Source organism: Isoptericola sp. NPDC057653, assembly GCF_042799955.1.
GTDB lineage: Bacteria > Actinomycetota > Actinomycetes > Actinomycetales > Cellulomonadaceae > Isoptericola.
In genome coordinates this window covers 1,771,219-1,785,248 of the sequence record NZ_JBHVHP010000001.1, presented here as the reverse complement: position 1 = coordinate 1,785,248, position 14,030 = coordinate 1,771,219, and the positions used below count along the sequence as shown (strand labels likewise).

General features: G+C 75.5%; 6 protein-coding genes. 2 read left to right on the top strand and 4 right to left on the bottom strand.

The genetic code is table 11. From position 1 onward, the window contains the following. Positions 1-29: 29 nt before the first annotated feature. The 3 genes from pulA to ACFU9A_RS08055 all read right to left on the bottom strand — a co-directional run bounded on the left by pulA (position 30) and on the right by ACFU9A_RS08055 (position 10,763). On the bottom strand, positions 30-5,921 hold the full coding sequence (pulA, locus tag ACFU9A_RS08065; protein ID WP_430574709.1) for a pullulanase-type alpha-1,6-glucosidase: 5,892 nt from the start codon (positions 5,919-5,921) through the stop codon (positions 30-32). Between the two features lie 172 nt (positions 5,922-6,093). After that, a complete protein-coding gene (locus ACFU9A_RS08060; RefSeq protein ID WP_430574708.1) occupies positions 6,094-9,651 on the bottom strand; it encodes an ATP-binding cassette domain-containing protein in 3,558 nt (1,185 codons plus the stop codon). A gap of 122 nt (positions 9,652-9,773) precedes the next feature. Further along, on the bottom strand, positions 9,774-10,763 hold the full coding sequence (locus ACFU9A_RS08055; RefSeq protein ID WP_430574707.1) for a malate dehydrogenase: 990 nt from the start codon (positions 10,761-10,763) through the stop codon (positions 9,774-9,776). 301 nt (positions 10,764-11,064) lie between these two features. Between ACFU9A_RS08055 and ACFU9A_RS08050 the strand changes: the two genes are divergently transcribed. Continuing rightward, entirely contained in the window at positions 11,065-12,087 is a 1,023-nt protein-coding gene (locus tag ACFU9A_RS08050) for an MIP/aquaporin family protein (RefSeq protein WP_430574706.1), read from the top strand. Between the two features lie 92 nt (positions 12,088-12,179). Here ACFU9A_RS08050 and ACFU9A_RS08045 read toward each other — a convergent pair whose 3' ends face one another. Continuing rightward, a complete protein-coding gene (locus ACFU9A_RS08045; protein WP_430574705.1) occupies positions 12,180-12,533 on the bottom strand; it encodes a DUF3017 domain-containing protein in 354 nt (117 codons plus the stop codon). Between the two features lie 96 nt (positions 12,534-12,629). Here ACFU9A_RS08045 and ACFU9A_RS08040 point away from each other — a divergent pair, with 96 nt between their 5' ends. After that, complete coding sequence (locus tag ACFU9A_RS08040) at positions 12,630-13,916, top strand: NAD(P)/FAD-dependent oxidoreductase (RefSeq protein WP_430574704.1); 1,287 nt, start codon at positions 12,630-12,632, stop codon at positions 13,914-13,916. The last annotated feature ends 114 nt before the right edge of the window (positions 13,917-14,030 follow it).

Below are 14,030 nucleotides of genomic sequence, written 5' to 3'. Positions count from 1 at the left end.
TTACTCCTTACCCTTCGCGCTCGCCACCGTCATCGCCCGTGCGGGTCCTCCAGCACCGCGACGGTCCGCGCGGGCACGGTGACCGTGCCCGTCCGGGCGTCCCACCGTGTCTGCTTCACGACCGGGTCGGCGCCCGACCGCTGCACCGCCGACAGCCGGAAGCCGCGCCCCGCGAGCTCGGACAGGTCGAGCGTCACGGCCTTCGGCGAGGCGTTGAAGACCGTCAGCAGCCCGTCCAGCCGGCGGTCGACGTCGCGGCCCACCGTGTCGTCCACCGCCATGGCGACCACGCCCGGGGTCGCGTCCGGGCCGGAGCCCGGGAACGACACCTTCTGCTCGATCAGCCGGGCGCTGCCCAGCCGGAACAGGTCCGTCGACGAGCGCAGCTCGAGCAGCTCGCGCGACGCCGTCGAGGCCGTCGCGATGTCCGAAGGCGCCGGCTTGAGCGCCGGGTCCGCGAGGAGCGGGGCCATGACCGGCCAGGCGTCGGAGTTGTCCGCCGCCGGCGGCAGGCCGCGGCCGAAGCCGTTGTCCCGCCCCGACCAGTCGATCGCGTTGAACCAGTCGCCCGAGTCGTAGGAGTTGCGGTCCAGCGACTTCGAGCGGAGCAGGTCCGTGCCCGCGTGCCAGAACGACGGGGTCTGGGCCAGGGCCGTCGTCGCCAGCGACACCGTGTTCATCCGCACGCGGTCGCGCATCGACGTCTCCCGCGGCAGCTTCAGCGTCAGCAGGTCGAAGAGCGTCTCGTTGTCGTGCGCGTCGACGTACGTGACCACCTCCTCCGGCGAGTCCGCGTACCCCGCGGGGGCGCCGCGGTAGTCGAGGTCCTCGCCCCGCGTCGTCTCGCCGGCCCCGTCGTCCGACGCCCGGAACGCGAGGTCGCGCAGGTTGCCCGCCAGGCCCAGGCGCACCAGGTCCGTCTGGTGGCCGAGGTCGGCGCGCTCGTCGTCGGAACCGTCGTTGACGCTGCCGCCGTTCCCCGCGCTGGCCTCGCGGCCGTTCGGGTCCGTGAACAGGCCCGTGCCGAAGCCCTGCGCGAACCGCGAGCCGCCGGCGACCGGCGACCCGCCGTGCACCGCGTCCCGCAGCCGGTCGCTGAACGTCCCGATCCCGGTGCCGCCCAGCTGCCCCTGCGTGGCCTGCGTGAACAGGGCGTCGTCAGCGACCTCGCCGAAGTTCCAGCCCTCGCCGTAGAGGTAGACCGCCGAGCCGTCGACGCCGTCCCTGCGCACCGTCAGGGCGTCGAGGGCCCGCCGCACGGCGAGCATGTTCTCCCGCGAGTGGTGGCCCATGAGGTCGAAGCGGAAGCCGTCCACCTTGTAGTCGCGGGCCCACGTGACCACCGAGTCGACCATGAGCTGCTCGGCCATCGCGTGCTCCGTGGCCACGTTCTGGCAGCACGTGCTGGTCTCGACCGCCCCGGTCGTGGGGTTCAGCCGCTGGTAGTAGCCCGGCACGACCCGGTCCAGCACGCTCTTCGCGTCCTGCCCGCTCGCCGCCGTGTGGTTGAACACCTGGTCCAGCACCACCTGCAGGCCCGCGTCGTGCAGCGAGCCCACCATCGTGCGGAACTCGGCCACGCGCGCGCCACCGTCCGCCGCCACGGCGTACGAGCCCTCGGGCACGCTGTAGTGCAGGGGGTCGTAGCCCCAGTTGAAGCCGTCGCCCGCCGCGACCTCGGCGACCGCCGCCTGCTGCTCCTCGCCGTCGGGCGCGAACCCGGACAGGTCGCCCGTGGTCGCCTGGTCCGCGCGGTCCTCGGGGATCGTCGCGATGTCGAACGTGGGCAGCAGGTGCACCGTCGTCATGCCGGCGTCCGCCAGCTCGCGCAGGTGCCGCATGCCGTCCGAGCGCTTCTGCGCGAACGCCAGATAGGTGCCGCGCTCCTTCGCCGGCACCGTCGCGTCGGAGATCGAGAAGTCGCGCACGTGCAGCTCGTAGATCGTCTGGTCCACGGCCCGCTCGACCACCGGCTGCGGGGTGGTGCGCCAGACCTTCGGCTGCCACGCCCTGTCGTCGAGGTCCACGACCACCGAGTGCGTCGAGTCGAGCGTGAGGGCGTGCGAGTACGGGTCCGTGACGACGTTCGTCTCGACCTTCCCCGTGCTCGGCACGTACACGCGCACCGCGTACCGGTACCGGGCGCCGCTCCAGGCCAGCCGCTTCGCGGCCTTCTTCCCGTCGAGCGTCCACGAGCCGTCCCGCTCCCGGACCGCGTCGAACCGCTCGGGGTCGGCACCCGGGTCGCGGCCGGCGGGCCAGACCAGCACGTCGACGTCCTTCGCCGTCGGCGCCCACAGCGCGAACGACGCCCACCTGCCGCTGGGGTGCACCTCCACGCCGAACGTACGCTTCGACGCCGCCTTGCTGTACAGGTCGTCGAGGACCCCCGGGACCTGCACGCCGGTGGCGGCCGTGAGCCCGTCGCCCGACTCCCGCGTCACGAGAAGCTGGCCGGTGAGGAGCTTCTCGGCCGCGGCGCGGCCCAGCGGCTCCCCGTCGTCGTCCACCGGCGCGAGCGCCGTATGGCCCGCGAGCGCCGGGAAGTCGCGCGCGACGTCGTCGGGCACGTCCCCGGCCGCCGTCAGGTCGTAGGACGCGGCCCCGTCGGGGAGGTCGCCGCCGTCCGTCCCGCGGACCTGGCCGTCGACGACCGCCAGGCCGCCCTCCGGCGCCGTCCACAGCGTCCAGCCGTCGCCGGACCCGAGGTTCCCGGGCGCGAGCACGAGGCCCTGGCGGACCCAGTGCGCGGCCTGCTGCCCGGCGCCGGGCAGCGGCGGGTTCTCGACGCCGATCTCCAGCACGTGGGTGGCGAGGTCGTAGGAGAACGCCACCGTCTCGCCGTCGCCCACGCTGAAGGAGTAGTTGGCGCCGTCGCGCGCGCCGCCGACGCCGTAGTTCTCGGCCCAGCTGAGACCGTGCGCCACCTTCGCCTCGTACGCGCCCGCGGCCAGCTTGTCCGTGGACCACGTGTACGTGCCGTCGCCGTCCGGGTCCTTGAGCCACGACGCGAGGCAGTCGGGCGCCCACGACGCCGGTTCCCCCGTACCGCTCCGGCAGCCGACCTGGTCCTGGAACGACCCGGCCAGCGTCACGACCGGGCCCTGCGCGGTGGACGAGAAGTCGTGGCTCACCGGGTCCCAGTAGAAGGTGACCTTGCCGCCGTCGTGGGAGTACGCGGCGTTGCCGCCGTCGCGCACCCCCCCGACGCCGTAGTTGACGGCCCAGGACCCGTTCACCGCGACCTTGTACTCGTAGTCGCCGGCGGGCAGGTCGAAGGTGCCGGCCCACACGCCGTCGGGGCGCTTCGTCAGGCGCGCGCCCTCGCAGTCCGGGGTCCAGTCGCCGGCGCAGCCCATCTCGCTGTTGTGGCTGCCCGCCACGACGACCATGTCGACGTCGGGCTCGGGCTCGGCGTCCCCGGCGGTCCCGGAGACGTCCACGCCCACCGAGGCGAAGGTCGAGGAGGCGGTGCGGTCGCCGTCGGCGTCCTGCGTCACGGCGCGGTACTCCACCAGCGTGCCCTCGGCCAGGCCCTTCGTGTCGTGGAAGACCCGGGGCGTGGTGTCCTCGGCGGTGCCGAGGGCGTGCCACGCGTCGGTGCCGACGGCGCGCCACGCGAAGGACGTCTCCGCCCACGCGTCGTCGTCGACGTCGGCCGCGACGGCGGCGGTGCCCGTCACGGCCGCGCCCGCCGCGGGGACGGCGACCTCGAGCGTGCCGTCGGAGCCCGCGCCGACCTCGCGGTCCGCGCGCAGCACGACGGCCGACGTCGCGGGCACGCGCAGGGAGATCTCGCCGGCGTCGTCCGCTGTGACGGTCGCCTGGTCCCCGCCGAGCGCCCCGTACAGCACCTCGTAGGTGGCGCCCGGCGTGAGGGTGGCGAACGTGGCGTCCTTGGCCTGTGCCGCGTTGTTCACGGCCACCAGGTGCTCGACCTTCTCGTCGCGGTCCACCCGGCTGAAGGCGTAGATCCCCGCGCCGTTCTCCGCGTACCGCTCGACCTGCGCGCCGGTCGCGAGCGCCGGGTGCGCCTCGCGCAGCGCCGCGAGCTCGGCGATGTGCGCGTACAGCGGGGCGTCGGTGGCGTACCGGTCCACGCTGCCCGCCTGCTCGCCCGTGACCAGCGGCTGGTCGGCGTACGCGTCCACCCGGGTGGCGAACAGCGTCTGCCGCGCGTCCTTGTCGCCGCCGGTGCCGGCGAAGCCCTGCTCGTCGCCGTAGTAGACCACCGGCTGGCCGCGCGTGAGGTACATGAGGTCGTGGGCGAGCTCGTCGCGCGCCAGCGGCTCGTCCGTGCCGGCGAGCATGTACCCGACGCGGCCCATGTCGTGGTTGCCGAGGAACGTCGGCAGCGCGGACGCCGACTTCGTCGGCGTCGTGTACCGGTCGTCGCTCGCGTACAGGCTCGCCAGGCCGCGGGCGCTGTTGCCGCTCGCGTAGCTGGTCGCCGCCGCCTGGAAGGAGAAGTCGAGCACGGAGCTCATGTCCGTGTCGCGCACGTACGGCGACGTCTTCGCGGAGTCGGCGTCGTACACCTCGCCGAACATGAAGAAGTCGTCCTTGCCGCGGGAGTGGGCGTAGTCCATGACCTCGGCCGACCACGTCTCCCAGAACTCCGGGTTCACGTGCTTGACCGTGTCGATGCGGAAGCCGTCGATGCCCAGGTCGATCCAGTCGTCGTACACGTCGACGAAGCCCTGCACGACGCGCGGGTCCTCCGTCATGAGGTCGTCCAGGCCGTCGAAGTCGCCGTAGGTCACCGACTCCCCCGTCCACGTCGAGTTGCCGCGGTTGTGGTAGAGCGTCGGGTCGTTGAGCCACGCGGGGACCTTGACGTCCGCGTCCTCGGGGGCGACCACCGGCGTGTAGGGGAACGACGTCGCGGCGTCCAGCTCCGGGAAGTCGTCGCTGCCCGCCACGTCGGCCGGGTCGAACGCCGTCCCGGCGGCGTCGGTGTACGGCGAGGTGGCCTGGTCGACGTAGCCGTACTCGCCCTCGGCGTAGTCGATGACGTCGGCCGTGTGGTTGGTGATGATGTCGAAGTAGACCTTGATGCCCTGGGCGTGGGCCTCGTCGATCAGCGCGCGCAGCTCGTCGTTGGTGCCCAGGTGCGGGTCGATCCGCGTGAAGTCGGTGATCCAGTAGCCGTGGTACCCCGCGCTCGCGTCGGCACCCGCGCCCTGCACGGGCCGGTTGAGGAACGACGGCGTGAGCCAGATCGCGGTGGTGCCCAGGCCCGCGACGTAGTCGAGCCTCTGGCGCAGCCCGGCGATGTCGCCGCCCTGGTAGAAGCCCTTGTCCGTCGGGTCGAAGCCGTGGTCCAGCCGGTCGCCCTCGATGCCGCCCGTGTCGTTGCCGGTGTCGCCGTTGGCGAACCGGTCCGTCATGACGAAGTAGAACCGCTCGTCGGAGCCCGCCTGCCGCACCGGCGGCACCACCAGGTCGGCGTCCGCGGCGTCGTCGTACCCGGCCGCCAGCGTCAGCGGGGTCAGCGCGATGCGGTGGGTCGCGTCGTCGTAGGTGACGCGCACGCGCGCGTCGCCGCCCAGCACCAGCGGGGCGTTCTCGTCCGTGCCCTCGCGACCGTAGGACTCGTCCCACGCCCCGTCGAGCGCGACCTTGTACTCGTACGTGCCCGCGGGCAGGTCGACGTCGGCGCTGAACGTGCCGTCGCCGGCGGGCGCCAGCGCCGACGCGGCGCAGGTCGGGTCCCAGTCCTGGGCGCAGCCCAGCTCGGTCTGCAGGCTCCCGACCAGCGTCGCGGTACGGTCCGCGGCGCCGGCCGCCGGGGCCGTCGACACGGCCAGGCCGGCCAGGCCCGCCGACAGCGCGGGGACGGTCAGTGCGACGGCGGTCAGCGACGCCGCGGTGCGGGTCGCGGGCCGTCTGGAGGCAGGTGCCGGTCCAGCACGATGCATGGGAGGACTCCTTCGTCGTCCGGGCGCGCGAGGCCGCGACCCGACGCGACTGTACCGTTGCTGCAAGGTTGCAGCAACGGTTCGGGGCATCGGCCCCGGGCGCGCGAAAGAGGCCCGCCCGGTGGTCCGGACGGGCCTCTCTCGCCTGGTCGGCGGGCTGCTCGGCAGCCGATCAGCCGGCCAGGTGCCCCCAGCGCGGGGCGAGCTCGTGCCACGGCCCGACCTCCGCGACCTCGCCGTCGGCGAGGACGACGACCCGGTCGGCGCGCGACAGGGCCGCGCGCTTGGACGTCGCGCCGACCACCGTGGTGCCCCGCTCGCGCAGCGACGCCCACAGCTCGATCTCGGTGGTGGCGTCCAGGGCGCTGGAGACGTCGTCGGCGAGCAGCAGCTCGGCGTCGGTCGCCAGCGCGCGGGCGAGCGCCAGGCGCTGCACCTGCCCGCCGGACAGCCGCACCCCGCGGTGCCCGACCAGCGCGTCCGGGCCGCCGGCCTCCGCGACGTCCTGGCCCAGCCGCGCGGCCGCGACCGGGCCGTCGACGTCCCGCTCGTGGTCCAGGCGGACGTTCTCCGTGAACGTGCCCGACAGCACGCGCGGCACCTGCGCGACGTGCGCCACCTGCCCGGGCCGCAGGAAGGCCTGGGCGTCGGCGACGTCCTGCCCGTTCCAGCGGATGGACCCGGTGTGCTCCATCAGGCCGCTGAGCGCGGACAACAGGCTCGACTTGCCCGACCCCACCTGCCCGAGCAGCAGCACGAGCTCGCCGCGCCGCACCTCCAGGTCGACGCCGGAGACGCCGATGGTGCCGTCGTCGTGCACGGCCGTGACGCCCTCGAGGCGCAGCCGCTCCAGCGCCTGGCGCGGGCCGGCCGCCGGCAGCGGGGCGTCCCCCGTGAGAAGGTCGACGCCCGCCGGGAGGTCCATGAGGTCGGCGCCCGCGGCGAAGCGGCCCGTGGCGCGCTGCCACGACCGGGTGCCCGGCGCCTCCGTCACGACCGCGCCCGCGACCACGCCGAACCACCCGAACCCGTTCACGGCGTTCGCGACCAGCAGCGCCGTCGCGAGCCCCCACGTGCCCGTGAGCAGGCCCGCCCACGCGGCGACGACACCGAGCTGCACCATGATCATCGGGACGCCGTCCAGCGCCGCCTGCACGCGGTGCTCGAAGATCGCGGCGCGCACGCGGCCGCCGTCCACCTGCCGCAGGTGCGCGTGCACCTCGGGGGTGCGCGCGGCGAGCTTCACCGTGCGCGCGGAGTCGAGCGTCGAGACCAGGGCGCGGCCGAAGCGGGCGCGCGCCGCCGACGAGCGGGTGGCCGAACGACCCGCGATGGGGCGGCCGATCGCCGACGCCGCGGCCGACACGACCATGACGGCGAGCAGCACGCCGCCCGCCAGCAGCGACCCGCTGAGCAGCGCGGTGACGCCCGCGATGACGAGTCCGTTGACGAAGTCCACCCAGCGGTCCGCGTACCGCACGAACCGGTCCGCGTCCATCGACCGGGCCACGACCTCGCCGGGCGGGGTGGCGCGCAGCCGCTCCTGGCGCGTCTGGCCGGCCATGACCGCCATCCGCACGCGCAGCAGCACCTCCACCCACCAGCGCGGGTACACGAACAGCGCCCACGCGAGGGCCAGCGGCGCGACGACGAGCAGCACCGCGAAGGACACCATGAGCGCGGTCGGGAAGCCCTCGTCGAGGCCCTCGACCGCCTGCCCCCAGAGGAACCCGGTCAGCGCGCCCTGCGCGGAGACGAGGCTGGCCACGAGGAACAGCAGCGCGCCGACCACGCCCCACGCGGGCCGCACGAACAGCGCGTGCAGCACGCCGCGCGCCAGGCTCGGCCCCTCGCCCGGGTCGGCGAGGTCCGGCGCCGCGCCCCGGCGGCGCTTCCCGCCCACGTCGTGCGCGGTCGACGGCGCCGCCTCGTGCGCGGTCAGCGCCGACGCCACCTCCTCGGCGGCACCGGCGCTCGCGACGGGCGCCTCGGCCGCGTCGCTCGCCAGGAGCAGGTCGCGGTACGGGCCGTCCTCGCGCGCGAGCCGGGCCCGGGGGCCCTGCTGCACGACGCGCCCGTGGTCGAGCGCCGCGAGCAGGTCCGCGCGCTCGATGGTCGTGAGGCGGTGCGCGACGAGCACGCCCGTGCGGCCGGCGAGCAGCCGCTCGGACGCGGCGACGACGCGCGCCTCGGTCAGGGGGTCCATGCGCGCGGTGGCCTCGTCGAGCACGACGACCTGCACGTCGCGCACCAGCAGGCGCGCGAAGGCGACGAGCTGCTCCTCCCCCGCCGACAGCGAGGTGCCGCCCGGCCCGAGCAAGGTGTCCAGCCCGTCGGGCAGGCCCGACACCCAGGCGTCCAGGCGCAGCTCGCGCACGGCCGCCTCGACGTCCTCCCGCGGGACGTCGGCGAACAGGGCGATGTTCTCGGCCAGGGTGCCGGCGAGGATCTCGGTGCGCTGCGTCACGACGCCCACCGCGGCGCGCAGCTTCTGCAGGTCGAGGTCGCGGACGTCGACGCCGCCCAGGAGGACCGTGCCGGGCTCCGGCTCGACGGCGCGCGACAGCAGCGACGCGAGCGTCGACTTGCCCGAGCCGGTGCGCCCGACGAGCGCCACGGTCTGCCCCGCCGGGACGCGCAGGTTCACGCCCTGCAGCGCGAACGTGCCCTCGGCGTAGGAGAAGTGCAGGTCGCGCAGCTCGATGCCGACAGGGCCCTCGGGCAGGTCGCGCCCGCCCGTCGGCTCCGGCTCGACGCCGAGCATCTGCTTGATGCGCGTGATCGCGCCGAGGCCCTCCTGGATGTCCGGCAGGTGGTGGATGAGGTTGTCCACCTGGCCCACGAACATGGCGGTCACCAGGAACAGCGTGACGAGGTCCTGGACGGGCAGCTCCCCGCCCGCGGCCAGGGCGGCGCCCGCCACGGCCACGCCCGCGAGCAGCGAGGCCAGGACCAGCCCGGCGCGACGCAGCATCCTGGACTCGACCGTCACGACGGCGGCGAACTTGCGGTGCACGTCCGCCGAGCGCTGCGCCAGGCGGCGGATCGCGAACGGCTGGCCGAGGCTGGTGCGCAGGTCGTCCCGGGCGGCGACCGACTCCTCGAACGCCGCCGCGTGGTCGGTCCAGGCGGCCTCCTCGATCACCTTGCGGCGGGCGATCTCGCCCAGCATCGGCCGCACGAGGAGCCCGGCCAGCGCGCCGAGCACGGGGAACAGCAGCCACGCCGGCCACCACGTGATGCCGGCCACCACGTACATGGGCACGACGCCCACCACGGTGCGGCCCGCGCCCCAGAGCTGGCGGCGCACCAGCGTGCCGACGGCGTGCGTGTCGTCGTCGACGCGGTCGAGCACCTCACCCACCGCCTGCTCCGTCAGCGTGGCGAGCGGCTGGTGCAGCGCCGCCGTCAGCAGGTCCCCGCGCAGCCGGCCCTCGGCCCGGTCGACGACGCCCGCCCACACGACCTGCCCGGCCGCGTCGAACAGGGCGGCGCCGACCACGCAGGCCGTGAGCAGCAGGAGCAGACCCGTCGTCGGGTCCTGCGCGAGGCGGCCCGCGACGACCGTGCCGAGCGCGGCACCCACCGCCCCGAGCGCGAGCGCGACCAGCGCGACCGCGGCCACGGGGCCGCGCAGGCGCCGCCAGTCGAGACGACGGGACGGGTCGTCGGGGGCGGTGGAGGCAGTCGTCTGGTCGTGGTCCGCGCGCGCGGCAGAGGCGTCGATCATGGCCCGAGAAGCCTATGCGGGCCCACCGACGCCCCGCGCCTCTTTATCGCGGGGACGACGCGGGCCCGGTCCCGGCGCCGAGGTGCGCCGGACCCGGGCCCGCGTCGGGGGCCATGGCCGGGTCAGATCAGGCCCAGCGCCCGCACCGCGTCCCGCTCCTCGGCGAGCTCCGCCACGCTGGCGGTCATGCGCTCCCGGGAGAACCCGTCGAGCTCCAGGCCCTCGACGACCTCCCAGGCGCCGCCCGACGACGTCACCGGGAACGACGAGACGAGGCCCTCGGGCACGCCGTACTGGCCCGTCGACCACAGGCCGGCGCTGGTCCAGTCGCCCTCGGGCGTGCCGAGCACCCAGTCGCGCACGTGGTCGATCGCCGCGTTCGCGGCCGACGCGGCCGACGACGCGCCCCGCGCCTCGATGATCGCCGCGCCGCGCTTGGCGACGGTCGGGATGAAGTCGTCCGCGAGCCACAGCCTGTCCTCGTCCGCGTACCGGGCGCCCGGGGTGCCGGCGACGTCGGCGTGGAAGACGTCCGGGTACTGGCTGGCCGAGTGGTTGCCCCAGATGGTGACCCGGCGCACCTGCGAGACCGGCACGTCGGCCCGCCTCGCGAGCTGCGACAGGGCGCGGTTGTGGTCCAGGCGCGTCATCGCCGTGAACCGGTCCTTCGGCACGTCGGGCGCGTTCGACGCCGCGATCAGCGCGTTCGTGTTCGCCGGGTTGCCCACGACGAGCACGCGCACGTCGTCCGCCGCGCCCGCGTTGATGGCCTTGCCCTGCGGCCCGAAGATGCCGCCGTTCGCCTCGAGCAGGTCGGCCCGCTCCATGCCCGGGCCGCGCGGGCGCGCGCCCACCAGCAGCGCGATGTTGGTGCCCGCGAAGCCGGCCGTCGGGTCGTCGTGGATGTCGATCCCGTCGAGCAGCGGGAAGGCGCAGTCGTCGAGCTCCATGGCGGTGCCCTCGGCCGCCTTCACCGCCTGCGGGATCTCCAGCAGCCGCAGCCGCACGGGGGTGTCGGGGCCGAGCATCGCGCCCGACGCGATCCGGAAGAGCAGCGCGTACCCGATCTGGCCCGCCGCCCCGGTGACGGTGACGTTCACTGGTGTGGTCATGCCCCTACTCTGACGCAGCCGGGCGCCGGGGTCGACCGCCGTTCCGCACCGTGGCACGGCGGCGCCCGCCGAGAGCGTCCGAGCGGCCTCCGACCGGCGCGCCGACGGCCGTGGCGGAGCGCGACCTGGGACGACGCGCGGTACGGTGCGAGCAGCGCCACCGTCGGCCCGCGCTCAGCAACCGTTCAGACCACGGTGGAAGCATGCCCGCGCTGCCGGCCTGCGAGGCCGGTCACGCACGACCGGCCCTCCGAGCGGGGGCGAACCGAGACGCCCGTCTCCCGAACAGAGAAGGACCCTCATGTCCCAGGACATCGCCGCCGAGGGCGGTACGGCTTCGGTCGACGTCGAGCCCGCGGCCGACAGCATCGAGTACGGCCTGTTCGCGCGGCTCGCCGCCGAGGCCTTCGGCACGTTCGTGCTGGTGCTCGGCATCGTCGGCACCGCCACGTTCAACCTGTTCAACAACGGCCAGATCATCACGGTCGCGCTCGCGGGCGGCATCCTCGTCATGGGCGCCATCGCCGCGGTCGGCGGCGTCTCCGGCGGCCACTTCAACCCGGCGGTGACCCTCGGTGTCACGCTCGCGGGCCGCGCCTCCTGGCGCGACCTCGTGCCGTACTGGGTCGCCCAGCTCGTGGGCGGCACCGCGGCCGCGGCCGTGATGTTCTCGATCATCCCCGACACGCTGCTCCCGTTCGCCCAGGTGTCCACCAAGGCGGAGCTCTTCCAGGGCACGGCGAACGGCTTCGGCTCGCACGCCCCCGCCGGCGCCCTCACCGCGGCCGCCGCGCAGCAGGGCGGCTCGCCCGTCGAGTTCACCATGTGGGCCGCGATCCTCGTCGAGGTGATCGTCACGGCGGTCTTCGTCGGCATCATCCTCGCCGTGACGAGCAAGCGCTCGAAGTCCGCGTTCGCCCCGGTCGTCATCGGCCTGGCCCTCGGCGCGCTGATCATCGTCGCCTGGCCCGTCACCAACGCGTCGCTCAACCCGGCGCGGTCGTTCGCCTCCGCCGTCTTCGGCGGCGGGTGGACCTGGGGCCAGCTGTGGGTGTTCGTCCTCGCCCCGCTCGTGGGCGCGGCGCTCGCCGCCCTGTTCGTGCGCGCCTTCCAGCCGGTGCCCGCCATCGCGCTCACCGAGTTCGAGTACGCGGCCGTGACGGTCGAGGAGCGCACCACGCCGGTCGACGCCGAGCGGGTCGCCGCCGAGCACGACGTCGTCGACGACGGCGCCCTGCCCGCGGCCTCCGAGGCCGACGCCGAGGAGCGTGCCACGGACGCCGCGTCCGACGACGAGCCGAAGGGCGAGGCGCCCCGCGCCTGACCCCGGCTCCGGTCGGCACGGTCCGACGGACGACGACGAGGGCCGGCATCCCCGCGGGGGTGCCGGCCCTCGTGGCGTCCGGGGGACGCCGCTCAGCTCAGGCCGGGCGCCGTGAGTGCCAGCACCCCGATGACGACGGCGGCCGCCCAGCACAGGAAGACGTCGAAGCCGCGGCTGCGCACCACCAGGCCCACCGGGCCGGTCCGGGAGGTGGCTCGCCAGGTGCCCGCGACGGCGAGCGTGAGCGCGATGACGCCGGTGCCGAGGCGGGCGCCGACCAGCACGCCGAGCAGCACGGCCAGGACGATCCCGCTCAGCACCGTGACGATCGCGCGCTCCGGGCCGGGCACGGCGCGGGGGGTCTCCTCGTGCTCGGCCTCGACGGAGTGCCAGGTGGGCGCGGGCTTGCGCCCTCCGGGAGGGTCGGGCAGTGCACGGGGATCCACGGCAGACGAGCCTACCGTCGTCGGGAGGGCACCCGTCCCCGGTACCCGCGCACGGCCCGACCCGAGGGCGAGCGCCACCGGGTTACGGTGAGCAGCGTGCCCGAGCCCACGACCGCCGCCCCCTCCCAGCCCGTCTCCCGGCCGCGCACGGTCGTCGTGGTGGGCGCGGGCCTCGCGGGCGCGCAGACGGTCGCGGCGCTGCGCGCGCACGGCTTCGACGGCCGCGTCACGCTGCTCGGCGCGGAGGGGGTGCCGCCGTACGACCGCCCGCCCCTGTCCAAGGAGCTGTTGACGCGCCCCGGTCCCGTGTGGCTGAGCGAGGACCTCGGCGTCGACGTCGAGGCGCTCGCCGACGACGTCCGGCTGGCGGAGCCCGCGCGGGCGCTCGAGCTCGGACCGGACGGCGTGGCCGTCGTGACGTCCCGCGACCGCGTCGAGGCGGACGCCGTGGTCCTCGCGGTCGGGTCCGTGCCGGTGGTGCCGCCCGGCTTCGACGCGTCCGCCCTGCTGCACACGGCGGCCGACGCCGAGGCCCTGCGGTCCGCGCTGCGCCCGGGCCTGCGGCTCGTGATCGTGGGGGCGGGCTGGATCGGGGCCGAGCTCGCGGGCGTGGCCGCCGAGGCGGGCGCCGAGGTCACGGTGCTCGAGGCCGCCGACGCGCCCCTCTCCCGCCAGCTCGGCCGCGAGGTGGGCGCCCGCCTCGCGGGCTGGTACGCCGACGCGGGGGTCCGCCTGCGCACCGGGGCGGCCGTGGCCGCCGTCGACGACACCGGGGTGCGCCTGGCCGACGGCGAGCACGTGCCCGCCGACCTCGTGCTCACCGCCGTCGGGGCGCGCCCCGCCTCGGGGTGGCTCGCGGGCGCCCTGCCGCTGGACCCCCGGGGCGCGCTGGTCGTGGACGCCGACGGCCGCGTCCCGGGCCACCCGCGGGTGTGGGCGGTCGGGGACGTCGCCTCGCGCGCGCACCCCGTCTTCGGCACGGTGCCGGGCGGCCACTGGTCGGCCGCCCTGCACGACCCGGACCCGACCGTCCGCGCCCTGCTCGGCGTCGAGGGCGCCCACGGCGGGGGCCACGCGCCCTACGTCTTCTCCCAGCAGCTCGGCCACGACCTGGCCCTGCTCGGCCTGCCCGCCGCGGACTCCCCGGTCGTGCTGCGCGGCACCCCCGGCGAGGGGCCGTGGGCGGCCCTCTACCTCGACCCCGCCGACGGCGCGGCCACCGACGGCGTCGCGGGCGTCCGCGCCGTCCTGCTCGTCGACTCCCCGCGCGACGTCGGCGGCGTGCGCCGCCTGATGAGCCGCGGCGAGCCGCTGCGGCTCGACCTGGCACGCGCCCTCGACCCCGCCGTCCGGCTCAAGGCCGCCGTCGCCGACCCTGCCTGACGCATCGAGCGTGGGGGGGTGATACGCCAACCGGCCGGGAGTGGGTGAAGCCCCCACCCGCGGTGGTGGGGGGGGGAGGGGCCCGGGGGGGGGGCCGGGAGGGGGGGGACAGGG